Raw genomic sequence first — 23,155 nt, 5'->3', positions numbered from 1 at the left:
CAAGACAGCTCCGCGACCGTGGACGGGTTCAGTATGAACCGAAGCGATGGTTGGACTGGCGACTACAAGGTCACGATCCAGGAGCGCTAGCACGGCACAGTGCTTAGGGCGATTGCGGCGAAGTGATGCGTCAAGGGGCCCGCTCGGCGCTGGTTCATGGCGTGGACGTCAGCTGGGGTCGGAGTCCCAGACCGTCTCGTACTCATCGGCGACCAGAGGCCATATCCGTTCGAGGGCACCCGCGACGTCGTTGATGTGGTCGGACAGGGGCGGAAGAACGACGAACTCGTGCGGGATGGGTCGGCCAGCTGAGTCGTTGCGTCCGGAGGGATCAGGAAAACGCACCGCAACCGTCGTTCCCACCCGGCGGAATGCGCTCGGGCTCGCATCGATGTCCGCGAATGCCGCGTCATAGGGCGGCAGCGGATCGCCAAAACCCCCGCTCCGGAGGAAACGGAAGCCCCAGGTGCGGCCTCGGGTAGCCCAGATGAAGCTCACCCGGCACTCCTGACGAGTATCGCCTTCTCCTCGGCCTCGTCCAGGTCCTTGCGAAAACCGTCAAGTGTCGCAGCGAGATTCTGCTGCTTCGTGACCGCCGCCGCATCCGCCGCCTCGAGCTTTGCGCCAGCTGACTTGATGGCATCCTCAAGCTTGGGCGTGAGTTGGCTCAGTGCGAGTCCAACTGCGCCTGCGAGCTTGTTCCTCTTGCCCATTAACACTGCGACGATGTTGCTGGCGGCACCCAGCGCGGCAGCGACCACCTCGGCGTTGCCGATCAGCTTTACGGCAACCTTCTTCGTCAACTTGTCGGCCTGCGCCCACCGCAAGTGCCTCTCGAAAGGGAGCACGGACGCCATCGGCAGGATCAGGTCGATCCCGATGCGCTGCGTTACCTCGATCGCATCCGTACTGAACTTCGCCGAAGAGACGAGGACGAAATCCTCACCGACGGACAATGCGGCTTCGGACTCGGCCAGTCCGCCGAGCACGGTCCGGAGCTCGACAATTTCGCTGCCAGCCTTCTCGATGACCAGTTCCTTGAACCCGTGAACGTCAAGGTCTGGCAGCAAGTCTGCCTTCGAGAGCGCGATCACCCAGATACGCGGGAAAGTCACCAGCGGCTTGCCGTCCTCGAGAAGGTCGTCCCGTAGCAGCACGAGGCTGTTGCGGAAGTTACTCAACAGTGACTTCAGGTAGCGCTCTTCCTCGCCGACGTTTTCGAGGAACTTCTGCCCGTCCACGAGAAGCAGCGCGACGTGAGACCCGAGGAGCGCTCGGAACGCATCGATCCGGCGTCGCTCCTCCTCAGGCCCGCTGACGTCCTGTTCGAACCACTCACCCGGGTAGTCGTGCCAGACCAGACGGAGGGCGTCGAACGGCTTGGCTTTGAGACGCTTCGCCTCGGTCTCGCCCTTGAACTTCAGAATGAAGCGGTACGTCGTCGAGGCGAACCTGGTCGCTTCGGGGACTGTGCCTGAATTCTTCATGCCTAGGTAGTTCTGATGCAGGTGCGTGCCTTGGCTGGCGTTCTCCGCCACCACGTTGAACGCGCCCTTCTTGATGTTCAGCGGCTCCTGCTCGGACCCGTAGAACGAGGAGAGCATGACGGTCTTGCCGCTCCCGCTCTCCCCGAAAACGGCGATGTGCTGCTCGAGCACCTTGTTGCTTGACATGTTCGAACCCTAGGCGAGCGGGTCCGATCTCGACGGGCTTCTGGCACGGACGACGGTGAACCCGGATGATTCGGCCCCGGCGAAGCTGGCCGGGCGGCTTCGCTCGAAGTGCTGTCCGTCCCGGTCCCGACGTTGTGAGGCGACCCCGGACGGTACGCGGCGGGATGACGCATGGCGCCAGTACACGCTTGCTGTTGGCGGACGAAGCAATCACCCCTTCGAGCCGCTCGACTTATCGCGCGCCTACTCGTCGCCAGGCCACGCCTCGCCAGGTGGCCAAGGGTCCGGGAGCCCGAAGAACTGGTCCGCCCCCGTCGGCGCTGAGATCTCAACCAGCGTGCTGCCGGCAAGGCTCAGCGTGTCGCCCGGCAACCCGACCGCTTCGGGAAGCTGGTGGACCGGGTTCGGGTGTCGCCACAGGATCGTCTCCGCTCGGTGAACGTGGTACGGCATGAGCTGATTCACGAGGAGAACGCCAGAGACGTTGCGGTTGGTCCACTCCGGTGGCGTGCCGAAGTAGCCGTCTGGCTGCCGGATTTCCCGGGTCACCATCGAACCGTCGGGCGCCTCGCCAATCTGCACGGCCACCTGCCCATACATGGCGTTGCCGCTGTGCCAGCGGTCCCTGTCGTGGATGTACGTGCCGACCGCGATGATGAATGGCGCCCCGAGGTTCCCGTACTCGTGGTGCTTCGTCGCTAGTGCCTTCTTAATCGCCGGTGCGTCATCGATGAAGTCGACGCCCGTGTGCCCGTAGATACCAATCGCCCGGTCGTTGCGCGCCGTGTCTCTGGCTTCGGGCTTCTTCGGAACCGCCCGGAACGTAACCGCCCAGCCATCGTGCTCCCACCGACGCATCGGAGCGGTGTCCGCATCCCACGGGACATCGGGGTTGAGCCCCGCGAGCCAGCGTCGGAGGTCCCTCCGAAGGCGTGCTGAGGAGGGCGGCGAGCCACCCTCTTCGAGCTCGTCCAGCCACAGCATGTAGTTGGGGTCGCCCAACTGATTGACCGTGTCGAAGAGTGTGGCTCGGCGTTGCGCCGCCGCCTTCTCGGCTGGAGTCGAGCCGGGCGCGATGGCCTCGACGAAGAACCTGAGGTCATCGCGCTCTGCCAGGAAATCCGGGCGGCGCCTGGTGCCATGAACCTCGGGATGGATCGTGACGGTGTACCCAGCCCTTAAGAGGCTTTCGTGCAGGTAGAGCTCAAGGAACGCGCTGCGGAACTGCTCGTCGTCGCGGGACCGGAACCGCTGCCGCAGGTCGTTGTGCTCCGGCTCGCTGGGGATTCGGTCGAGCCACTTCTGCATGAGGGCACGAGGGTGCTCCCAGTAGGCACCCGCAATGCGGTTGAGGAACTCGAAGGTGGACTCCTGGTGGGTCGACGGCGTGGCGTCGGTACGCCCGAAATCATCGAACAGCGGTTGGCGTTGTTCCCCCATGCGGGCCAGCGTGCCAGTACCCGCCGACACCGACGCGGCAACGCGCGTTGTTGTGTGCAGGGGTCTTGAGCGGAGCAGCACACGGATCCTCCGAAGATCCGCGTGTCCGACAGGCGGGGGAGTGACGCACTGATTGGGTCAAGTCCCGGGTAGTGGTGTAGCGCTGCGTTCCTTCTCTTGGGTCTAGGCGGTCAGGGCGGGCAGTTGATCAGCTCCGATCTCGGTGTCGATGTCGGGGACGAGGTTGACGCGGCAGCGGGCCAGGAGGTCGAGTCCGAGGTAGCGGCGGCCTTCGGCCCATTCGTCGGTCTGCTCGGCCAGGACGGCTCCGACCAGGCGGACGATGGCTGCGCGGGTGGGGAAGATGCCTACGGCGTCGGTGCGGCGCCGGATCTCGCGGTTGAGCCGCTCGGCGGGGTTGTTGGACCAGATCTGGGTCCATACGTCCTTGGGGAACTCGGTGAAGGCGAGGATGTCGCCGCGGGCGGCGTCGAGGTGGTCGTGGACCTCGGGCAGCTTGCCGTGGACGTAGTCCAGGAGCCGGTCGAACTGGGCGTGCACCGCGGGACGGTCGGGCTGGTCGTAGACCGAGTGCAGCATCGCCTTGACCGCCGGCCACATCGCTTTCGGGGTCACGCTCATGAGGTTCGCGGCGTAGTGGGTGCGGCAGCGTTGCCAGGCGGCTCCGGGCAGGTTCGCTGCGACCGCTTCGACCAGGCCCTGGTGGGCGTCACTGGTGACCAGACGGACACCGGTCAGGCCGCGGGCGACGAGGTCGGCGAAGAACTCGTTCCACGCCGCCCCGGTCTCACTCGTGGCCACGCGCATGCCGAGGACCTCGCGGTGTCCGTCGCCGTTGACGCCGGTGGCCAGCAGGACCACCGCGTTGATCACTCGGCCGCCCTCTCGGACCTTCATGGTGAGCGCGTCAGCAGCGACGAAGGTGAACGGGCCCGCAGCATCGAGGGGGCGGTGGCGGAACTGCTCGACGTGCTCATCCAGCTCGGCGGCCATCCGGGAGACCTGCGACTTCGACAGGGAGTCGATTCCCAGGGTCTTGACCAGCTTGTCCATCCGCCGGGTGCTGACGCCGGCGAGATAGCAGTCGGCCACCACCGTGATCAGCGCGGACTCCGAGCGCTTGCGGCGCTCCAGGAGCCACTCGGGGAAGTAGGTGCCCTTCCGCAGCTTCGGGATCGCCACGTCGATGGTGCCGACCCGGGTGTCCAACGGGCGGCGGCGGTAGCCGTTGCGCTGCGCCGTGCGGCCCGGCGTGGGCTGCCCGTACTCGGCGCCCACGACGGCGTCGGCATCCGCGGACAGCAGGGCGTTGATGATCGTCTGCAGCAGCGAACGCATCAGATCCGGACTCGCCTCGGCCAGGGCTTCACCCAGCAGGCCGGCAGGGTCGAGAATGTGTGGTGCGGTCATCGTGATGACTCCGTTCGAGGGTTCTGTGAGAGGTTCACTCGAAGGATCACGCGGTGGCCGCATCTACGTCTTCCGTACACGCCGGTGACGATCTCGGCGGCCGCGCTACACCACTATCGAGGACTCAACTACTGATTGCGCCAAGAGCGGACGATCGTGCGAGAGCCACGCAGTCAAAGGTGAGCAAGTTGTCACCTACGCGGTCCGACTTACCTAGACTCAAGGGTCAGTTCCGGTTCATGCCGTGGTGGCGGGTGTCGAGGGCCTTCTTCCAGAAGGACTCACGCTGCAGAATGGTCCCGTCCCTCGTCTTAGGGTCGAAGATCTCGAGGATCGAGTACTGGAAGTTATCGATGATGTGGGCATCCCCGAGGTCTTCCTTGAGTCGCTCAAGTTCTTTGTTATGCCCGGTTAAGTCCCGCAGATGGGCGTAGGAGGCCCACCTCTGCCAAAGCCCGTTGGCCTCACTGGATGCCGATCCGAGGTAGAGCTGGCCGTTGCTCAGGTCCGTGATGACGTAGACGCCCTTTACGCTCGAAAGCGCTTCCTTCCAGCTCGGCTCGTCGTTGGCGATGATCCGCTGAAGCTCTCGGTGAGTGAGGCGCACGTTCTGGTATCCGGAGAAGGTGCCAAGCTTGGTGTCTGGCGCGAGTTCATAGATCTCGGGGTTCAGGGTGCTTGCTTGGAGACCGTCGTACAGGCGCAGGTAGATGTTTCGCCCGATGGGTTGCGCCAGCTTGATGATCAACCGCTTGACGTATGACGAGTGCTGAGGCAACAGGATCAGCTCGTAGCCCGGGCCACCGAAGACCGGCGGGACCTGAGCGGCCACCTTGAAGAATCCACCAAAGATGAAGTACTGCGGTCCGTACGGGTAGTACTGGGCGAAGCTCAGCAAATACTCGGCTTGGCCCATGTTGTTGCTCTGATTACGTCGCTCTCGGTGCCGATTCATGTCCAGCCATTCCTCGGGATCGTCTGCGAGGAGCAGGTCCCAGGCATCGGCGCCACCGGCGCCGGCGCGCATGTTGAATTTTACTTTCGTTCGGGACGGATCCGGCACAGGGAGGAAGTCGGTGAACCTGATCATGTCGTGATCCCTTATTCGCCTCGTTGGACTGGAGAGGCTACCTGTATTTCTCGCCCCTCCGCTCGACTCGTTGGGGACATCGATGCTCGTGTGAACGACTTCACGGAGAAGGAGTCGCGCGCAGTCATGGGCAAGTTTGGTGGCCGACCGAGCATGTGTTCGTCGCCGCAATGGTGACGGCCGAAGGCGCATTCTTGATCTGAGACCCGTCGTCACCGAGCCCAGTCGGAATGACGCGCGCGTACGCCGGCGGATCAGAGGCACGCGCGAGGTCGCACTCGCGGTTACGTCCCATCTGGTACCGCTCATGGAATGGAGGCGACGATCGCCTTGGAGATGCCGCTACGTCTCCGATCTCGCCGTTGCTCAACGAGGCCGGCGATGAGCCCGGCAACGGGTCGATTCAGACGTTAGCCACCCGGAGCGTCAGGGCGCGCCAGAAGCCGATCCGTCAGTTCTACCGTGGCGAGGTAGTACCAGAACACCCAGTCAAGGAACATCGGGTCGTAGGCGCCGAGTTGTTTTGCGTCCTGATGCCGTATGGCAAAGCCGTTCGCGACTTGGAAGAGCGCACCCTCATCCTTGCGGTGAAGGTGTGCCTTCGCCAGATCGCGACGCTCTTCGAGGATGCCGGCCAAGGCGATGCACGCCGAACGCTTGTCGTGCTCAGTGGCGCCGCGCCGGCGGAACAGAGCCACCGCATGGCGGACTCGATCACCCGTCGGCTGGTCAGTTCGAGCGGCCATACGTCGGGTCAACTCCGTGCGCGCTTCATCTGTGCTAGCTACGAGGCGACCTCTGTCCTCGCCCTCCTCGGCCAACTGCAACCCGATGTCAGATGCAGCGAGTATGCGGTTAACGCTCCAACGGTAGATCTGGCGTCCTGCGGAGATCGAAAAGTCCGAGTAGTGCCATGTGCATCCAGACCATCCATGGAATGACCGTCGCCGCGGTTGCGCGACCAGGTCGTGCAGGACCTCCACCAGGTCGAGGAAGTCGTCAGGCTCGTCGGAGGTGGAGGATAGGGCGTCAACGTTGATCGGCCATAGCCCCGGCCGGCCTGACTGCATTTCGACAACGTGCACGGGGTCGATCGGGTCTGGGTCGTCAGAGCAGTCGATGCCGAGTCGCATCGCGAGGTACCCGCGGCTATCGAGATCACGAATCAATTGGCCGAACTCCACAACCGTCGCACGAAGCCCAAGGGCACGAGGGTGAGATCCGGTACGGCGTTCGGAGTAGTACGGACGCCGTAGGCGAGGAAGTTGAAACGAGTGAGCGCGCTTCAAGAGGTCTGCCAAGAAGCGAGCGTTGTCGGCCAAGACAGGCTTGCTCGTATCCCCTGGGGCTGCTTGGGCGGGCGTTGCCCAAGGATCTTTGACTGGGGCGGGCAGGAGTTTGCTCTTCTCCTGAAATCGTTCACGAGCGACGTCGCTGACGAACGTGTCCTCGAGAAACCACTCAACTCGATCTGACCAGTCCGACTCACTCCGCTCGTTCAGCAGAGTCGCCGCCCGCTGCTTGAACAACTCGCGTGGCCAGCGAAGCACAAAGTCGTCGACCTCATCTTGCACTTTAATGTCCCCCTGGATGACGCGCTGGTCAGTTCAACATTGTGTCGCATATCCAGCGCGTGGTGGGGACGATGGAGCGGATGGGGGGTTTGCTGGCGGGCGGTTTGTGATGCGGCAGGCTGCGTCATTCTGGGTGATGTGACGCTTGGTCCGGGGGCGTCAGACGATTCGACCAAGGGGCAAAGCGGCGACTGCGAAGCTTTGGGCCTGTTGGCCCCAGAGGCGCCGGGTCTCGCACGAGGCCTGGATCGCGGCCTGCTCGATCGCGGCCACTCCACGCTCGAGCTCGTCAAGGTCGCTGGCGGTGATGGCGACGAGTCCGGTGCAACGCAGCACGCCGTGGCCGGCCGTGAGATCGGCTTCTTGCTGCAGCACGTCCTGATATTCCGCCGACTGCTGGACGTCTTCTATTTGGCCGATGCGCTGCCGCTGGGCGGCGTCAGAGAGGTACTCGGTCTTCTTCTTGCGGATGTCCCTGGCGGCGCGATCTGTCCGCAGTGGCGTGTAGAGCAGGGTGAAGGTACGGCGGATCCCAGACGACAGCAGGACTGGAGCCAGGAAGCCTGGGAACACGAGGGATCGCGGCCACTCGCTGATCCAGAGGACGCAGTGGTGTGCGGAGTCGCTGCGCAGGCTTCCCCAGGATTCGGTCACGGCGACGGGTCCCGCGGTGGCGAGGTCGCGACCCAGGTCGCCGTGGCGGTCGAGCGCCCCGGCGACGGCTGGGTCGTAGGCCGCGCGCAGGATCATCGCGAGGTCACCCGGGGAGAGCCAGTCGTTGGGGGAGAGGTCGGCGGACCTGAGTGCGGCGAACAGAGTCGCCATCTCCTGGCGGAGCACCGCGGCTGCGCCCTTCATGCCCCCGCCAGCGGCGCGAGAGGCCCGGCTCGCGGCCTTCATGTCCAGCGAGATCGAGATGGTGCTCGAGTGCCGCTCACCCGTGGGACCGGCTCGGTCAATCAACTCGGCGTACGTCGTCGACGCCCACGTCGAGTCGTGACTGCCGTGGCTGTCCCACCACTGAGCGAGCCCCTTGCCGGAATCGGGCAGCGTGCCCTCCATGACCTGGACGCACGCGATGCGCCCGGAGCGACAGGCTGTCGCCAGGACTCGCCCCCAGGAGACGATGCGACGTTCCTGCTCCGCGGGATCCAGGAGCACGAAGGCGGGGTGCGCCACGCCGATGATCGCGGTCAAGGTCGCCGCGTGGGGGTCGTGGACCATGACGGCTCCGGTCTCCGGGTCGACCCATTGACGGAGTCGGGCGGCGTCACCAGGCAGCGCAAGTGTTCCGGCGGGGCGTGGGCGGATGATCCGGCGGCGGTAGATCAGCTGTCCGCCGGCGGTGCGCCATACCCAGCGTGCTCCGATGGGGGTCCACTCGACGAGCTTGCGACCGCCAACGCCGACGAACGCCAAGGCGATGGCCACCGCGATCAGGGGGAAGGCCAGGACGACGGCGCCGGCGTACAAACCGAGGATCAAACTGGCGGCGCCGAGACCGACCATCACCAACTGGGGACCGGAGAGGCCGAGGAGCACGCCTCGTCGACTCAGTCGGGAGAACTTCACCGGCGTGAGCCGCGACTCGGCCAGGGGACTGGTGCTCATGAACTCACCTCGTCCGCGCGGAGCTCGAGAGCTGCGGATCCGCGACACCTGGTGGTGTGGATTCGGGCGGCGCCGCGTGGTCGCGATCGGTCTGCGTCTTCGCCTGGGCGGCGACGAAGTTGCCCAGGCGGGGTCCCGCAGCAACAGATTGCTTGAGCACGACTGCTCCCGCGGCTGCTCCTGCTGCCGCGGACCCGACCGGTGCGCCAGCGCCCCCGGCGCCCCAGGATCCAGCAGCTCCGCCGCTCGGGCCAACACCACCCGGCGTCGCAGGCATCTGCGTGCCAACGCCGGCCCCACCACCACCACCTCCGCCGAGGACCTTGGCCGGTTCGGCGGCCCCGCCTCGCCGGGACAGGGGGACCGGCATGGGCCGGTTGAGTGAGCTCTTGGCCTCCTGCTCGGCCGACATCGCGTTGTACATGTCGAAGCCCATGAAGGCGATTGCCTTGTACGTGAGGTACGGCGCGAATCCGGCCATGAGCATCAGTACGACGCCAGCGATGGGCTGGCTGACCGACTCCAGGTCCGCGTCGATCGGGGCGGAGATCTGGGCAGTGGCGAGCAGAAAGATCACGACCAGGACGACCTTCGACAGGATCATCGCGATCACGAAGGTCGCCCAGCGGCTGGCCCAGGAGCGGGTGTGGTCCCAGCTGGAGCCGGCGAGCGCGATGGGCGCCAGGACGATGGCGATCAGCAGCAGCGCCTTGCGGATGAGCAGGCTGATCCACACCGTCATAGCTCCGACGATGGCGAGGCTGGCGAGGAAGATCGTGAGGATGGCGCCGGCGCCCGGAGCGGCGAGGTTGATGGTGCCGAGGCCGGCGGCCAAGGCGCCCACCTTGCCGCCCATCTCGTCCATGTCGGTGCCAGCGGCGTTGACGATGCCAACGCAGAGTTGGTCGGTCGTCTCGAGGGCCGTAGCCAACAAGGCGAGTGCCGCGAACGAGCCGAGTATCGACTTCGCCAGCCCGAGCGCGGCCCTGGAGAGCGCCGCGGGTTCGCGCCGGATCATCCCGCCCATGACCTGGAGCATGAAGAAGGCCAACATGACGAAGACCCCGATGCCGAACATGATGTTGTAGACCTTCGTGTACTCACCGCTCGTCACGTCGACGATGGTCGTCGTGGCCATGACCCTCCAGACCGACTCGAACATCCACTGCGCCGCCCCGCCCATTCCCTGAGCCAGCCAGTTGAACGGCGCCGTGACGATCTCTCCGGCTGCCTCGCCCGCGGCGTTGCAGACCGAGTGGATCACCGGCACGTCGCACACACCCATGACGTGACCCTCAGACCTGCTGGCCGACGTTCCAGAAGAAGTTCACCAACGTCACCGAAGCTCCGCACACGATCGCCGCACCGAGCGCGACGAGGACGCCGAGCTTGCCTCTGCCGGCGAGGTGGGGGTTGGACGAGTTGGCCCCGAGCGCCCACACGACGGCCGCGATGATCAGAGCGAGCACCGCGAGGATCAGGCCGATCGTCATCGACGCACCCACGATGCTGCGGAGCTGCTGGATGCCCGGCAGGCCGTTCGAGTTCGGGCTGATGTTGATACTGACCGGCAGCACGGCGGCTGCGGAGGGGAGGTTCATCGGGGCTCCTGACGTCGACGACGGACGTCTTAGAGGTGTGCGCCGATGCCCAGCAGCCAGTTGGCCCAGGTGAGGGCAGCTCCCGTCAAGACTGCGCCCCCGAGGGCCACGAAGCACCCCGCCTTGGCCTTCTGGGCGGTGTGCCAGCTGCCAGAGCTCGAGGCAACTGCCCACGTGGTTGCCGAGATGACGAGCATGAGGACGGCGACGATCAGGCCATATGTCAGCAGGGCCCCGACGACTGCACGGAGCTCACTGGCGCCGCCGACCGCGCCGAAGTTGGGACCGACTGCGTCCACGAAGACGCGAGGTTTCACCATGCCCTGAGGTGCGAGGTCGCAACCGACGTGCCACATCGTGGTTAGTCCGATCATCGTCCGGGCGTAGCGTGACCGCAGCCATCCCGGCAGGTAAAAGGGACAGACGGGTCCCACCGCAGGGTGGAAGAAGTGCTGGGAAGTAGACCCCGCCTCCCCGCCAACCACAATCGCGCGCAATGGCCACGCGAATGCGGCATGAGCGGATGGCCATCGCCGTACCTCGTTCGAGTCGCGGCGAGCCCGTCGCTCCTCGGCAGCTGACGTGTTGTGGGACCCTCTCCCTGTGATGACGCCCGCAAGTCGGCCCGCTGCGTTCGTCGTCGCTGCCCTCGTGGTCGTCCTAATGGGCGGATGCTCGTCTCATCCTGAAGGCTTCCAGAACGCCTGCGACCGCGTCTCGACCGCACTTGATGCCTACCGCCACGGTGATACCGGCGGTGCCAACGACGCACTCAACAGCGCCGTCAATTGGATGGATGCTGCGTACGAAGACACCGAAGGCAGCGAGCGCGATGCCGTGGAGGTGTTCAGTGAGGCAGTCGGCACGGCGCGCTCCAACCTGGACACTGAGGAAGGCCGATCAGCGCTCGCTGCCGCAGGCGACGCCTGCTCCTAGACCCACCCTCCGCGCCCCCCGCGCTGAGGGTCGGTTCGCGCGAGTAACGCTCACGGCTGATCGGTGCGTCACCTCAAGGACCTGTGCCCCAGTCTTACTGCCTGCTGCAGCCCAAGGCCACGCGGGCACGGCGAAGTGCACCTACTCAGCCTCACTGTCGTCCTGGAACGAACCGATCATGGTCCGCAGTCCGTGAAGGCTGCCGGTTGTTCGGTCTCGGTCGTGTCCTTAGACCCGGCAGGCGCTATCCACGGGTCGCACGGAGTCGTGAAGTGGATCAGCGGTGTCGACAAGCGGCAGATCGGGGCGTTCAGTGACGCCCACATCGCTAATCTGCGGTCATGACTGCGAGGGACGAGAAGCGATCACTGGGCGCCACCATCCTTTCGAGCGTGGCCGCTGGCGCCGTCGCGACCTTGGTCGCTGGCCTCTTGATCTGGCTGATTGACGAAGAGGTCACAGTCTTCTTCCTCGCCGTGTACGGAGCCCTCATGACTCTCTTCTTCTTTGTGATGAGGCTCCGGAAACAGCGCGATTGACGGTTCGGTCTGCCCGTCGGACCGCTCGCTGTGCCTCGAGGTCGCCACGAAGCGCGTGCCACTAGCCATGGCACATGCACCGGGGAGGGCGAGGTTCCGCGGCCCGCAACTCGGCATGAGCACACACTCGACTCGCGGCAGATAGGTGCGTTGTTCATGTCAAGATGCGTGCGTGTCTGACTCCATGAGCCTGGTCCTGACCGTTGTCTGGGGTCTGCTCGCCCTTGCTTCGTACCTTCTTGCCGAGCAGAGGCATCGTCGGGAGGTTCGGGCTGGCCGGACCGGCTACAGCACGACGGTGCGCGTGGTGTTAGCAACCCCATTCGTGCTGGCGCTGCTGGTCCTGGCGCTGGACTTGACGGCCTGAGGCTTTTCGCGGGTTGTCGTGCCAGACAACGCCGCGTCCCCGCTCATCGGCAGATCCGTGCATGCTCATCATGCGAGTCTCCGAACGGTCATGACCTCGCCGGCGAACTCGGAGATCGTCCCGTAACGGACGACGTCCCCAGTGCGCGGCGCGTGAAGGATCCGCTCTCCGCTGATGTAGATCGCGACGTGATGCGGGCCCCCGGCGCCGGGGTAGCCGAAGAAGATCAGGTCCCCAGGCTGCTTCTCGCTCCACGCGATTCCTTGCCCCAGCGTGATTTGGAAGCCGGTGTAGTGGGGGAGTCGGATGCGTCCGCCGGAGGCTTGGTAGGCGGCGTACAGGACGAGGCCTGAGCAGTCGAAGCCTCCGCCGGTGGGTCCGTTGAAGTCGCCGCCGCCCCAGACGTAGGGTTTGCCCATCTGCGAGACCGCTGCGGCGATGAGGGCCCCGGGGAAGCCGGACGGCAGGTCCGTGGGTGTCGATGGGGCGTTCGACGGTTGGGCGCACTCGAGATCGCTGGCGAGCGAGACGCCGGCGAGGGTGCCCAGCATCTGCTCGGCGATCGGCTGGTTCACGGCGTACCGGTCCGGGTAGGCGGAGACCTGGACCGCTTGCGCGGCCGCACCAGGTTCCATCGTCTCCCAGCCGTCGAGGTCGAGCAGGCCGCGAGGTGAGCCGTTGTTGGGTCCGTTCGGGCCGCCGTAGAAGGCGCGGGAGGACCAGACCGGGTCCATCAGGTTCTCGACGGTTCCCCACCCGGCGGCCGGGCGCTGCTGGAACAGCCCCACGGAGTCGTGGTCGCTTCCGTCCCCGTCGTTGGGGAGATTGCCGGACGCGGGGTAGGCCGTCGTGTTCGAGAGGACCCTGAGGGAGGACTCGGTGATCGCGGTCATGAGCGCGATCAGTTGACCCCTGGCCGGGACGCTGTCGGTGTGTCCGACCGCGACGATTGACGCCGCCCGGGTGAGCTGCTGCTGGTTGAGGGTGACCGTCTCGCCGTTCGCGTTGGTCGCGCTGAGGCTGGCCGGCACCGAGCCTGCGACTGAAAGGCTGCCGATTCTCTGGTCGTCCCAAAGGCAAGTGCCAGATCCTGCTCCGGCCGGGCTGATCAGCGTTGCCACGCCGAGAATCGCTGCGCCGGGCGCCAGCAGCACGACGACGGCAGCGACGGCGACGACGCCTTTCAGCCCCATGGGGTGCTCACCTCAGGGGGTTGCCGAGCTGCGACAGGCGCAGGATGTGGCACCGGTCGAACGACGGTCGGCACGCGACGAAGACTGTGAACGCAACCGCGTGGGATGACTCGGCTGCCTGGCCGTTCCAGACCCCGGTGCGGTGACGGGTGCCGGTGATTGTCACGGCTGTCGTCCCCGGGCGCAGGTGACCGTTCGCCTGCTCAACGGCCGCCGCCCAGGAGCTCGGCACGCTCGCGTCCTCGATCTCGATCCGCTGCACGACCTCCATCGCTCCGAGGTCGAGCCACTGCTCGGCGCTCGGCAAGTACACCGCGACGTCCGAGAGCAGCCCCGGAGTCTCCTCGCCGGACGGGTCGGCATCGGCCAGGACCGCGGAGGTGTAGTCGGTCGGGAGGAACCCGGCGCTGGTGTCCCAGTCGAACAACGACACGGCGACCGCCCGTGCGTAGGCCACGGGATCGTTGGTGTGGGGGAGGGCTCGGTCCCGCAAGGAAGCCAAGGTGTCGTCGGAGCGACCCGGGTCCGAGGTCTCCTCGACCCGCACCGTCGCGCTCTCGGGGGACTCGGTGCCGTCGTCGCTGGGGCCGCGCACGAGCCCGTAGATCCCGAAAGCGGCGGTCATCACGGCGACGGCGCACCCGAGCAGCAGCATGATCTGGCGGCCGGTCAGGTTGGACATGGTGACTCCCGAGCTCGGTTCCAGGGACGTCGGGTAGGTGCGTCCGCTACGCCGAGGTCGAGGCGTTGCGGCGGGCTGCCGCGAGCTGGTCGCGGAAGGCGATGGTGGCGGTGACGACGCGGTCGAACCTCTCCCAGTCGCTGCGAGTGAGCTCGTCGGCGAGGGCGTCGACGTCGTACAACTCAGTCCATCCGTCCAGCTCGGTCCAGGTCAGGTTGAAGGAGCGGACGCTGCGGAAGTGGCTGCCCGGACCTTGGCTGCGCTGAAGGCTCGGGACGCCGCTGGCCTTCTCCCGGGCCTTCACGCGCGCGAAGGCCTCGCGAGCCTGGCGGGCGAGGTCCGCCTCAACCTCGGGAGGCGCCGTCTGCAGCCGCTCGAAGGCGTCCTTGACCTCCAGGTAGAGCGGCTTGACCGGCTCCCCCTCCTCGATCCGGCGCAGCGCATCGTTGGCCATCGCCCGGATCTCCGGGGGTGTGACCTTGCGGGCGGCCCAGTCCATCAGGGCGCAGACCCGCTCATGGGTGCTGTACGACGCCTCGCCGGTGATCGCTCGGGCCGCCTGGCGACGCGCGTCGCCGTGCTCTCCCGGTCCCGCGCCGGGCGCGGGACCGGAGTCTCCTCCGCGGTCGCCGGCACCGAACTGAGTCGACTGCTTCCGCCGCGCTGCCTCTTCCGTGCGCAGGGCCTTGAGCTCCCGGTAGAGCGAAGCCTTCTCAAGCTCGTTGAGCGGCTTGTGGAGCTGGTTGTCGTCCTGCTGGGCGAGGAGCGCCTCGAGCTTGTCGGAGATGCCCGAGCGGACCCAGACCTTCATCGAGTGCCAGCCGAGCCGGCGTACCGCCTCGAGCCGTCGCCAACCGCAGACCAGCACTCCGTCAGGGGTGATCGTGACCGGTTGCAGCAGACCGAGCCGGTCGATCGACTCCATGAGCTGGGCCAGGTCGCCCGGGTCCTTGCGGTGGCGTGCGCCGACGATGATCGAGTCGAGTGCCCGGTCGAGCTCGATGTGGCCGCGGGTCTCAGGCATGGCTCCGCCTCCCCGCGCGCGGTGCGGTCTCGCTGATCTCGAACACCAGCAGGTCGTCGTCCAACAGTTCGGTGACCGGGTGGCCGATGAGCAGGCGCAGGAGGATCCCGTGCCCGTCGGAGGTGAAGGCCTCGTCACGGTTCGGGTTGCCCAGGACGAGGCGGAGGACCGTCGACCAGGAGTCCTGCTCGATGTCGAGCAGGGCGCGTGCGGTGTGGTCCCGCCGCAGGGCGGCGTGGGTCCTGCGCCGGGAGCCGGACTCGACCAGGCGAGCGGCGATGTAGTCGAGTGCACAGGTCGCCGTATCCCGGGGCCAGCCGAGAGCGGTGAAGAGATCGATGGTCGCGTCGACCGCCTGATAGGCCCCAGTCGGCGGGGTCTCAGGTTGGTTGAACGGCTCCACGGCGAGGCCGGGAAGGAGGTTGGGGAGGTCGGCTTCTGTGTCGCTGAAACGTCGTACGTCGTGGTGCTGGGAGAACTCCGGGCGTCTGGCCTGGTCGACCGAGCACAGCAGTCCCTCGGCACGCTCCTCGGCGATGAGCGTGACCTTGACCGCCATGGTGACGACCGCCCACGGGTCGTCCGCGGTGCGCACGGCGTAGGTGCGCATCGCTTCGAACGCCGCGGCCGCCCCGGCGCTCGGGTCGCAGCGGTGCTTGACGGCCAGGGCTTGGTACTTGGCTGCGGCGTACAGCATGAGTTCGTGGGCCTCGGCGTCGAACTCCCAGGCATGCGGGCCCGAGACCCGCAGCCGCATGAGAACCCGGCGCAGGCCCTGCGCGCTTTCGAATGGGTGGTTCACAGCGACAGTCCTTCCGTGCGGTTCACCGGCGGCGTAGGGGAGGGGGAGTGGGTGAGGCGTTGCCGGACGACGCGCGAGGCGGTCACCGGCGTACGGCGCGCCCGCCGGATCAGTTCGGCCTGGAGGTCGACGCCGCGTCCGACCATGGGAGCGGTCACCGTGGCGAGCTCGGTCGGCCGAACCCAGGCGACGCCTCGCGCGGTCCGTGTGGGCGGCTGCGAGGGCGTGACGACTGAAGGGTCGCGACGGTGGGCGAGTGCGCTGGTGGGTACGGCGTCGTCCTGGAGCGCGTCGGCGCGCTCGGGCGGTCGGTAGTTCTGACGGCGGTAGTCGATGGGCGTGTTCATGGCTGGATCGCCTCCCTGCGCTGGGTGGGGCCCGGGCCGCTCCCGAGGACGGGACGGCAGGCAGCCCGGTACGCGGAGTCGATCGTCGACTCGATTTCCCGATCCGCAAGGCCGGCGTACTGGGCGGCGGGCAGCAGGTAGCGGATGGCATCCGCGCGGCTCTGGCCGTTCTCCGCCATCCGGCACGACGCCCAGAAGAGCGCGCGGTTGCGGCCGCCCTCGCCGGTCAGTGCGACCGTTCTGGCCAGTGCGTCGGGGTGACATCCGGAGGCCGACACCGGTGGCGGTGGTCCTGAGGGTCTCGGTCGCGGAGGCTCGAGGAACTGGCGCAGCTTGATCGCGTCGACCGCGGCGGGGTGTCCGGTCGTCACCGCAATGACGTCGTAGGCCTTGGGCACGCCGTCAACTACGAGGCGAGACGGGGGAGCGACGACATAGCCGCCGTCGCCCCGGAAGTCGACGTGCGCTCCCGGCACCTGCCACGAGCGCTGCTCCTGGCCGGGCGCCGCCGGGTAGTAGGCGTGGATCCCACCCGAAGGAGTCCGGACCAGCCAGCCCCAGGCGTCGGCGAGACCGTGCGAGCGAGCTCGTTCGAACGCCGCGAACCCACTGCCTCCGGGGTGGACGTCGATGTCCACGACCAGGACGCCGCTCCGCGTGCCCGAGGGGAGACCGATGTTGGCCTCGGGCGTGCGCTCCCACCAACGCTGAACCGTACGGGCTTCCGACGTGGCGTCATGGAACCCGTTCGGCGTCAGGGGCTGCTTGCCGCCCGGGACGCACGGGAAGACCGGGATGCCGAGGTCGGCGAAGCGGAGCGCAGCGCCGGCCAACGTCGGCTCGGTCGCCACGTGCTGCATGGTCGCGACCGTCCAGCTAGGGGCGGGAGAGGGGTGGCTGTTCATGCACTCGACTGTGGCCCGACAGTGTTACCGGATTCCGGTAACACGGAGGGGGAACACGAGGGGGAACGTAGGGGGAACGTTGCGTTTGCGCAGGTCAGAGGCGTTCCCCAATATCCTGAGATTGGATGTTGACGAGGTTCTGCCGGGGGCACGTTGATGGCCGTCCGGTCTTGACCCCGCTCCGGAGGTTCGGTTCACCCGGGCGGAGCGTGGTGCAGATCACAGCAACTAGGGTCGCCGTCGCGCGGCTATGACGACCGGCGCATACCGAGAATCGGGTACGCGAAGCGCATGGGCGCGCCCGACGATTCCCCCCCCTCTGTCGTCACTGGGCGCGGCACTTCGGCGGGGTCCCGCACACCCTCCAAATTGCGCGGGACCCCATCACCCCGTTCTCGAGTGGACCGCCGTCTTACGAGGTCCCAGCGGCCCTATCGCTGGACTACCCCGCGTTTCGGATTAGGACGTCACGGAGCCTTCGGGCCTCGACCACCTGCTGGCTGCGGCCTTTGCGGGTCGCCATGTCGTCGAGACCGGCGACGATTCCCGTGCATCGGTGGTCTTCGGCGATGTCAACCGCAGCGGAGAGCAGTGGCGCGAGGCCAGCGACCGTCCCTTCGTGGGTTAGGACGGCTGACAGGAGTCCGGCGACCGCTGCCCACACGTGTGCCGCGGCTCCTGCTGCCGCGGCCTGTGTGAAGGGCTCGGCCAGGCGGCGGGTGACCAAGTCGCCTGCAATGACCATGGCTCCCATCAGCTCGCCGAGGCGGGCGCCGTCGAGTTGGTCGCGGGTGGCGAGGATCAGCAGAGCGTCGACGGTGGCGGACCGTGTCTGCTGTTGCTTGGCGCCCATGGCGGAGCAGAGGGCGAGAAGCAATCCGTCGCCGACCGCACCGTCGGCGCGGGCCAGAGGAACCAGAGCGTCCCCCGCGCGGCTGGGGTCGGTGAAGGAACGGGCGAGCGGGCGCAGCAGGTGAGCTGCCACCACGTCGCGGTGGTGCGGGGCGGTCCACGCCCAGAGTCCAAAAGCGGAACTCCAGCCTGTTGCTACTGACACACCCTGGGGGTGAGGAGACCACGAGTGGAGGAGGCTCCACAGCGCGCCGGGGGCCCCGAGCCTTGGTGCGCTGCCCGGAACGACCTCCGCAACCCACAGGTGAGGCGTCGGCGACGGCTTGTCGTTCCAGCCGTAGGACTGTCGGGGCCGCTCCCACTGGAGGGCACGCACCGCACGGACGCTGGGCTCGTCGGGTCCCCCTTCCGTGATCCACGTAGCAGCTTGCCGTCCCGCGGGCGTCGCAAGCGCTTCGAACGGCTCTGGTGCGAGCCCGGTCAGGTCGAGGCGGAGGAGTGCCTGCTCGAGGTCGAGTGCGGATGGCTCCCAGCCTTCCCGCCTGGCTTCGGTGAGCCTGGCAAGGAGTACGTCGCCGCAGAGCACTCCGTTGTCCCAGGATGGGAGTGCCACCGACCTAACTCCTGGACGGTCCCGCACCGCGGCCGTCAGGTCGGCGATCCGGAACTGGATCACGCGGTCGAGGACGGGCGAGTAACCCGCGTGCCGTTTGTCGACTTGCACGTCCTTCGCCCGACCCACGCAGGCGGCCGCGAGCAGTTCCAGCATGGTGTGCAGGCCCCACACCGTGCGGTACTCGTACCAGGGACGGTCGACCAGGGAGGCGACCGCCCTGTAGAGGGCGTCTTGATCGCGGGCGCCGAACCGGGGAAGGGCCTCGACCACGCGCTCGACGTCGAGCGGTGCCATGTCGTTCTCCTCGCAGCGCATCAGCGCGAGTAGTACGGCAACCGCCTGGTCGAGGTCCTCGATCGGCACGACAGACACCGGTTTCGGCGGTGTAAGAACGGCGACCGGCGCCGGATCGCGTCGAGCGGCGCGGCCCAGCCCGGCCCGGGACCGGAGCCGGTCCTCCAGGTCACGCGGCAGCATCGCTGCGGCTGCTAGAGCGGCGTCGAGCGTCCCCGATGACACCTGGTCGGCGTGACCGGCCACGAGGTCCACCCCAGCTCGTTGGATGTCGGGGGCAGCGTTGGCGAACGCTGATGATGCGGCGGTCACGATGTCGTCCACGTCGTCTGGCGTCGCGAATGCATGCGCCTTGAGGAGAGCCAAGTGGTCACGCATGAGCTTCTTATCGGTGCGCAGCAGCACCGAGCGTGACTGTTCCACCAGCTCGGAGGTGGTGAGGAGTCCACCCTCGTAGAGCCTCCGCAGCTCCCGTTGCGCGATCGCCGCACACGATGACGCAGACCCTGGAGGCAGGAGCGCGAGATAATCGCGCCGGCACTCTGCCACCTCGTCGAGGGTGGGGGACAGGACGTCGTGGAGTGCCACCACAGCCTGGGTGTCTGTCGCTCGGCCGCCGCGCTGCAGGCGGGCGAGGATTGCGCCAAGGAGTCCCGCGCGGTCGACGAGGTCTCTAGCGAGGGCTGTCTCGAAGTGAGTGCTCCATGGTCTTTGTGTCAGCAAGTACGCGGTGCCCTCCTCCTCGAGGACGAGGGGGAAGAGCTCCCGGAACTCTCGCTCGTGACCCGGAGGCCCGCTCGCGCCGGCCGCCACCCAGTCCGGCCAGTCACGCAGGACCCAATCCGCGACGTAGGCGGGGCTGGCCGGGGGAGCCAGGTTGCCGTGCTCGCGCAGTGCTTCGGCGATCTCGTAGAGCGGCGCCCCGCCGCCTGGTCCTTCGGGCCTCAGACGCTCAACGAGCAGCCTCAAGAGCGTCGGCAACCAGCTAGGGTCGCGCTCGGTCAGCACCTCGATGACAGCTCGAGTGGTCGTCTCGGCATCGTCGGCCCTGGGCCCACGTTGCCAGGACCCCATCGGTGGGAAACGACGCAGCCACGCCGCCACGGCGCGCGAATCGGGAAGGATCGCGACGCCCGCGACCGCCAACGGGTTGATGAGTTCGAATGGTGTCCCGAACTCTCCCGACCGGGCGAGATCCCGAAGCGGACGGACGCATGCCTTGCGGTCAGCGTCCTCGAGGGCGATCAGCGTGGGGACCAGTGCGGCGAGGTCGCCGGCACGCACTAGTGCCTCGATAACGGGCCAGCGCGACACACTCATCCGCGGCCTCTGGCCCGTGTCATCTGGACCGCCAGCTCGTGGCTGCACGGCCCGCGGCCTCCCCGGTGCGTCACCCACCAGTCGCACGTGCACGACGTGCGCCCGTCGGGTTCAGTGTGGACGGTGTGAGTGGTCTCCGAGCCACGAACGCGGGCGGACGACTCGTCGACGAGCCTCACCGCCTGATCGGAAACGAGGGCCTCGGCCCGACGGAGGCGGGGGTTGAGACGGGCGACGGCAGCAGCGTCGTACGGGAGCTCGCGGTGGAACCAGGCCGCCTCCGTGACGTCGTAGCCGACACGCCCTGTGGTCCCGAGGCATGCCAGTGCCGTCCGCACTCGCTCCCGCGACAACCCGCTCGCGTCCGCGAGCAGGTCGGGGTCGAGGACCGGTTGGAAGCCCAGGTGTGCGGCAACTGCCTCGGCGTCGTCGGTAGTCCTGGCCGCGGCCAGGGCGGCAAGCCCCGCACCCTCGCCAGAGAAGCCGCGACCAGGCTCCGGCGAGAGCGTGAGCAGGTAACGAGCTCCCGGGAGCACCACCTCCCAAGCCGACGCAGCAGAGGAGACGTCCTGGTCGCCGGTGGGGCCATACGCTCTCAGGGTCGAGGCATGAGGGAGGAGCGGAAGCAACGACTCCAGGCGCTGGGAGCCGCTCACAAACACGGCCCCCGGGGCCGGCCGTGAGGACAGTCGAAGCCCCCGGCCCGCGGGCAAGAGCCAGCCCGACGCGCTGCGGCCAAGCCCCGTGAGGAACCGGAGCCCCTCCGCTCCGGACACCTGGAGACGTGGTTCGAAGCTTGCGCCGATGTGCGCCGCCTCGGCGAATCCCCGCAACCATCGTGCCGGCAGTGGGACCTTGGTTTCGATAACAGCACCCGTCTCTGTCGTAGCAACCAGACCCTCTGTGCCGACGGACAGGTGCAGCATCCCCGCGGGCGAAAGCCGCGACAGCATGCGGCGCAGCGGTTCGTTGACGTCCACGTTGGTGGTCCCCCGGTCCAGCACGTCACCGTCCAACCCCTCAGGCAACACGTCCAGCCGGGCCAGCACGCCCCCGCACAACGAGAACGACTCGAAACGCAACCGCACACCGTCGGACGTCACGACCGGGTCGAGACCGCCCGCGTTCCGGTCGCGGCGGACATAGGAGGCCGCCGCCACCTGGGCGACCTGCCGCAGAGCGCTCCCTGCGACCTGCGGGTGCACCAGCATCCCGTCGAAGAAGCGCGGGTGGCGGCTGCGGGCACGCAGCGCCACGCCCCCACTGGTCTCCAACAGCAGACGACCAGCACCCACGTCCAGGGACGAGGGACGGTCGTACGAATTCACATGGGTCTGCACGCTCACCTCCGGGTGCATCGTGGCACCCATCACCGGCAATGTCCGTCGAAAAGACCATCACGATGTACCTGGCGGTATGCCTGGCTAGGGCGCGGCGTCGCGGACCTTCATCGCGGCAACGAAGCCTGCAACGGACCCACCTGCGAGTAGCGCAGCCGCGATCCACGAGATGACCACGGTGCTAGTCCTGTCGCTGGCGATGGCTATGACGACCATAATTGCAGCGAGGAGGGCATTCGCGGCGGCCCACCGCACGAAGTATCGAGACGAATGACCCGACGGGTTGTAGACCATGGCTCTCCTTGTTTCACCGCGAGTCCGACACAGCCAAGCTCAATTTCGCTTGCGCTCCATACCCGCAGGTGTCCTGCTCAGAAACCTTGACCGTCGAGTGGTCAATGCAGGGCGCTGGCCGACGAGTCGTCTGCCGGTGAAGTGGCGCGAGGGCTCCCAAGTGACAACCCGAGGGCAATGAGCCCGACGATCCCCAACGTCGACATGAGCGCGGTCCGGTCGCGCCGGATCTCCTGGCATCGTTCCTCAGTGTCGGCCGGGGCATCATCCGGAAACGAATGACCCGGGTCGAAGGGGCCGAAGACGGAGTCGCAGTAGCCGGTCGATGCGCCCTCGACTAGCGGTCCCTGGACCAGTCCGAGGAACAGCGCCAGGAAGGTGCAAACGACCCCCAGGCCGTACCAGCGCCCGCGTCCGGGCTTCACCACGAAACCAAGGGCAACTAGCGAGAGTAAGCCGATCCCGACCAGCGCTGGCTCCGCGCGGTCCAGCGAGAAGAGCCACACGGCTACTGCGCCGATCGCGACCATCACCATGGATCGAGAAGCTGTAGACGGAACACTCACGCTCGCGCTTTGGACAGCGCCCGAATCACGAAGAACAGGCAGCAGAAGGAAAAGAAGTTGAGCAGCGAGGCCCAACTCATCTGGCTCCAGCCTTCCTCGTCGAGAACGTCGGTGACCAACAGCGCCGCCGAAGCGAGCGCAAGCACGACGCACCCGCCTTGAAGAGCTCTGCTGTGCCTCGACACCCAGCCGGCTAGACCCGTCTGACGGCTTGGGTACTCGCTCATTGAATCCCCCTCTGCGAGTCGCGAACTCCTGAGATCATGCCAGCGAAGGGCGAAAGGCACTCGGATCCTCCATGGCTTTCCACCACAGCGTGATCTGGTGGGTTCTGCCCCCGGTCCGTAAGGCAGGCCCGGTTACCGAAGTATGGTCAGGGCACGATCGTGGAACAGTTCGTGCATGGCGCCTCTCGACAAGCAGTACTCGAACGGTCTGGTCGGACCCTTTGCTCTGCGCACGGAGAAGGTAGCGCTGGGCGTCTTTGCCGCTCTGTTCGCGGTTGCACTGTTCGTGCTGTTCGTCCTCGAACCCGATGACCCGACGTCTCTGTACATCTTCCTCCCCCTCCCTGTCGCCATGATCGGCATAAGCACAGTGCGGCTGCGCAGGATGCTGAGGGAGGACGAGCAGGACGAGTCGGACGCGCAGGACTAGC

Annotated in this window: 24 protein-coding genes; 4 read left to right on the top strand and 20 right to left on the bottom strand. The window is 66.9% G+C overall.

What is annotated here, in order from left to right:
- Positions 1 to 168 precede the first annotated feature (168 nt).
- From H8838_RS11280 to H8838_RS11235, 10 genes are all read right to left on the bottom strand, one after another.
- The gene (locus H8838_RS11280) at positions 169 to 498 is read right to left on the bottom strand and encodes a hypothetical protein (protein WP_185996252.1); all 330 of its coding nucleotides are present in this window, start codon (positions 496 to 498) and stop codon (positions 169 to 171) included.
- Complete coding sequence (locus H8838_RS11275; RefSeq protein WP_185996251.1) at positions 495 to 1,673, bottom strand: ATP/GTP-binding protein; 1,179 nt, start codon at positions 1,671 to 1,673, stop codon at positions 495 to 497. The genes H8838_RS11280 and H8838_RS11275 overlap by 4 nt, the downstream gene beginning before the upstream one ends.
- A gap of 243 nt (positions 1,674 to 1,916) precedes the next feature.
- Entirely contained in the window at positions 1,917 to 3,113 is a 1,197-nt protein-coding gene (locus H8838_RS11270; protein WP_191465628.1) for a hypothetical protein, read from the bottom strand.
- 183 nt (positions 3,114 to 3,296) lie between these two features.
- A complete protein-coding gene (locus H8838_RS11265) occupies positions 3,297 to 4,544 on the bottom strand; it encodes an IS256 family transposase (RefSeq protein ID WP_191465627.1) in 1,248 nt (415 codons plus the stop codon).
- Positions 4,545 to 4,770: 226 nt separating this feature from the next.
- Positions 4,771 to 5,634: a GIY-YIG nuclease family protein gene (locus H8838_RS11260; RefSeq protein ID WP_185996616.1), complete on the bottom strand. Its 864-nt coding sequence runs from the start codon at positions 5,632 to 5,634 to the stop codon at positions 4,771 to 4,773.
- Between the two features lie 410 nt (positions 5,635 to 6,044).
- Complete coding sequence (locus H8838_RS11255) at positions 6,045 to 7,208, bottom strand: hypothetical protein (RefSeq protein WP_224766081.1); 1,164 nt, start codon at positions 7,206 to 7,208, stop codon at positions 6,045 to 6,047.
- 159 nt (positions 7,209 to 7,367) lie between these two features.
- A complete protein-coding gene (locus H8838_RS11250; protein WP_185996617.1) occupies positions 7,368 to 8,819 on the bottom strand; it encodes an SCO6880 family protein in 1,452 nt (483 codons plus the stop codon).
- 4 nt (positions 8,820 to 8,823) lie between these two features.
- Positions 8,824 to 10,104 (bottom strand): type IV secretion system protein, encoded by a 1,281-nt coding sequence (locus H8838_RS11245; RefSeq protein WP_185996618.1) that lies wholly within the window; start codon positions 10,102 to 10,104, stop codon positions 8,824 to 8,826.
- Positions 10,105 to 10,114: 10 nt separating this feature from the next.
- Complete coding sequence (locus tag H8838_RS11240; RefSeq protein ID WP_185996619.1) at positions 10,115 to 10,420, bottom strand: DUF6112 family protein; 306 nt, start codon at positions 10,418 to 10,420, stop codon at positions 10,115 to 10,117.
- Positions 10,421 to 10,449: 29 nt separating this feature from the next.
- Positions 10,450 to 10,740, bottom strand: a complete 291-nt coding sequence (locus H8838_RS11235; protein ID WP_185996620.1) for a DUF6112 family protein — start codon at positions 10,738 to 10,740, stop codon at positions 10,450 to 10,452.
- 283 nt (positions 10,741 to 11,023) lie between these two features.
- Here H8838_RS11235 and H8838_RS11230 point away from each other — a divergent pair, with 283 nt between their 5' ends.
- The 3 genes from H8838_RS11230 (at position 11,024) to H8838_RS11220 (ending at position 12,262) form a co-directional block, all read left to right on the top strand.
- Positions 11,024 to 11,356 carry a hypothetical protein gene (locus tag H8838_RS11230; protein WP_185996621.1) on the top strand — a complete coding sequence of 111 codons (333 nt, stop codon included), beginning with the start codon at positions 11,024 to 11,026 and terminating at the stop codon, positions 11,354 to 11,356.
- 341 nt (positions 11,357 to 11,697) lie between these two features.
- Entirely contained in the window at positions 11,698 to 11,895 is a 198-nt protein-coding gene (locus tag H8838_RS11225; RefSeq protein ID WP_185996622.1) for a hypothetical protein, read from the top strand.
- A gap of 172 nt (positions 11,896 to 12,067) precedes the next feature.
- Positions 12,068 to 12,262, top strand: a complete 195-nt coding sequence (locus H8838_RS11220) for a hypothetical protein (RefSeq protein ID WP_185996658.1) — start codon at positions 12,068 to 12,070, stop codon at positions 12,260 to 12,262.
- 68 nt (positions 12,263 to 12,330) lie between these two features.
- Here the strand turns inward: H8838_RS11220 and H8838_RS11215 are convergent, their stop codons facing one another.
- From H8838_RS11215 to H8838_RS11170, 10 genes are all read right to left on the bottom strand, one after another.
- Entirely contained in the window at positions 12,331 to 13,455 is a 1,125-nt protein-coding gene (locus H8838_RS11215; RefSeq protein ID WP_185996623.1) for a C40 family peptidase, read from the bottom strand.
- A gap of 7 nt (positions 13,456 to 13,462) precedes the next feature.
- On the bottom strand, positions 13,463 to 14,137 hold the full coding sequence (locus H8838_RS11210) for a hypothetical protein (RefSeq protein WP_185996624.1): 675 nt from the start codon (positions 14,135 to 14,137) through the stop codon (positions 13,463 to 13,465).
- Between the two features lie 46 nt (positions 14,138 to 14,183).
- On the bottom strand, positions 14,184 to 15,161 hold the full coding sequence (locus tag H8838_RS11205; protein ID WP_185996625.1) for a ParB N-terminal domain-containing protein: 978 nt from the start codon (positions 15,159 to 15,161) through the stop codon (positions 14,184 to 14,186).
- On the bottom strand, positions 15,154 to 15,963 hold the full coding sequence (locus tag H8838_RS11200) for a serine/arginine repetitive matrix protein 2 (protein WP_185996626.1): 810 nt from the start codon (positions 15,961 to 15,963) through the stop codon (positions 15,154 to 15,156). The genes H8838_RS11205 and H8838_RS11200 overlap by 8 nt, the downstream gene beginning before the upstream one ends.
- Entirely contained in the window at positions 15,960 to 16,310 is a 351-nt protein-coding gene (locus H8838_RS11195) for a hypothetical protein (RefSeq protein WP_185996627.1), read from the bottom strand. Before H8838_RS11195 ends, H8838_RS11200 begins: the two co-directional genes overlap by 4 nt.
- Positions 16,307 to 17,215, bottom strand: coding sequence for a bifunctional DNA primase/polymerase (locus H8838_RS11190; protein WP_185996628.1), 909 nt, complete (start codon positions 17,213 to 17,215; stop codon positions 16,307 to 16,309). The genes H8838_RS11195 and H8838_RS11190 overlap by 4 nt, the downstream gene beginning before the upstream one ends.
- Positions 17,216 to 17,657: 442 nt before the next feature.
- A complete protein-coding gene (locus H8838_RS11185; RefSeq protein WP_185996659.1) occupies positions 17,658 to 20,261 on the bottom strand; it encodes a hypothetical protein in 2,604 nt (867 codons plus the stop codon).
- A gap of 32 nt (positions 20,262 to 20,293) precedes the next feature.
- On the bottom strand, positions 20,294 to 21,643 hold the full coding sequence (locus H8838_RS11180; protein WP_224766080.1) for an SWIM zinc finger family protein: 1,350 nt from the start codon (positions 21,641 to 21,643) through the stop codon (positions 20,294 to 20,296).
- Between the two features lie 389 nt (positions 21,644 to 22,032).
- Positions 22,033 to 22,467 (bottom strand): hypothetical protein, encoded by a 435-nt coding sequence (locus H8838_RS11175; protein ID WP_185996629.1) that lies wholly within the window; start codon positions 22,465 to 22,467, stop codon positions 22,033 to 22,035.
- 26 nt (positions 22,468 to 22,493) lie between these two features.
- Entirely contained in the window at positions 22,494 to 22,643 is a 150-nt protein-coding gene (locus tag H8838_RS11170) for a hypothetical protein (protein WP_185996630.1), read from the bottom strand.
- Between the two features lie 256 nt (positions 22,644 to 22,899).
- Between H8838_RS11170 and H8838_RS11165 the strand changes: the two genes are divergently transcribed.
- Positions 22,900 to 23,154 carry a hypothetical protein gene (locus H8838_RS11165; protein WP_185996631.1) on the top strand — a complete coding sequence of 85 codons (255 nt, stop codon included), beginning with the start codon at positions 22,900 to 22,902 and terminating at the stop codon, positions 23,152 to 23,154.
- Position 23,155 lies beyond the last annotated feature (1 nt).

The sequence above is a fragment of the Nocardioides campestrisoli genome (assembly GCF_013624435.2).
GTDB classification, from domain to species: domain Bacteria; phylum Actinomycetota; class Actinomycetes; order Propionibacteriales; family Nocardioidaceae; genus Nocardioides; species Nocardioides campestrisoli.
The sequence above is the reverse complement of the archived record's forward strand: the minus strand, read 5'-3'. Positions and strand labels throughout refer to the sequence as shown.

Excerpts from the sequence above, each read along its gene's own strand:
- H8838_RS11275 (WP_185996251.1), bottom strand. The coding sequence starts at position 1,673 with ATGTCAAGCAACAAGGTGCTCGAGCAGCACATCGCCGTTTTCGGGGAG.
- H8838_RS11270 (WP_191465628.1), bottom strand. The coding sequence starts at position 3,113 with ATGGGGGAACAACGCCAACCGCTGTTCGATGATTTCGGGCGTACCGAC.
- H8838_RS11265 (WP_191465627.1), bottom strand. The coding sequence starts at position 4,544 with ATGACCGCACCACACATTCTCGACCCTGCCGGCCTGCTGGGTGAAGCC.
- H8838_RS11260 (WP_185996616.1), bottom strand. The coding sequence starts at position 5,634 with ATGATCAGGTTCACCGACTTCCTCCCTGTGCCGGATCCGTCCCGAACG.
- H8838_RS11250 (WP_185996617.1), bottom strand. The coding sequence starts at position 8,819 with ATGAGCACCAGTCCCCTGGCCGAGTCGCGGCTCACGCCGGTGAAGTTC.
- H8838_RS11245 (WP_185996618.1), bottom strand. The coding sequence starts at position 10,104 with ATGGGTGTGTGCGACGTGCCGGTGATCCACTCGGTCTGCAACGCCGCG.
- H8838_RS11240 (WP_185996619.1), bottom strand. The coding sequence starts at position 10,420 with ATGAACCTCCCCTCCGCAGCCGCCGTGCTGCCGGTCAGTATCAACATC.
- H8838_RS11235 (WP_185996620.1), bottom strand. The coding sequence starts at position 10,740 with ATGGTGAAACCTCGCGTCTTCGTGGACGCAGTCGGTCCCAACTTCGGC.
- H8838_RS11225 (WP_185996622.1), top strand. The coding sequence starts at position 11,698 with ATGACTGCGAGGGACGAGAAGCGATCACTGGGCGCCACCATCCTTTCG.
- H8838_RS11215 (WP_185996623.1), bottom strand. The coding sequence starts at position 13,455 with ATGGGGCTGAAAGGCGTCGTCGCCGTCGCTGCCGTCGTCGTGCTGCTG.
- H8838_RS11210 (WP_185996624.1), bottom strand. The coding sequence starts at position 14,137 with ATGTCCAACCTGACCGGCCGCCAGATCATGCTGCTGCTCGGGTGCGCC.
- H8838_RS11205 (WP_185996625.1), bottom strand. The coding sequence starts at position 15,161 with ATGCCTGAGACCCGCGGCCACATCGAGCTCGACCGGGCACTCGACTCG.
- H8838_RS11195 (WP_185996627.1), bottom strand. The coding sequence starts at position 16,310 with ATGAACACGCCCATCGACTACCGCCGTCAGAACTACCGACCGCCCGAG.
- H8838_RS11190 (WP_185996628.1), bottom strand. The coding sequence starts at position 17,215 with ATGAACAGCCACCCCTCTCCCGCCCCTAGCTGGACGGTCGCGACCATG.
- H8838_RS11175 (WP_185996629.1), bottom strand. The coding sequence starts at position 22,467 with ATGGTGATGGTCGCGATCGGCGCAGTAGCCGTGTGGCTCTTCTCGCTG.
- H8838_RS11165 (WP_185996631.1), top strand. The coding sequence starts at position 22,900 with ATGGCGCCTCTCGACAAGCAGTACTCGAACGGTCTGGTCGGACCCTTT.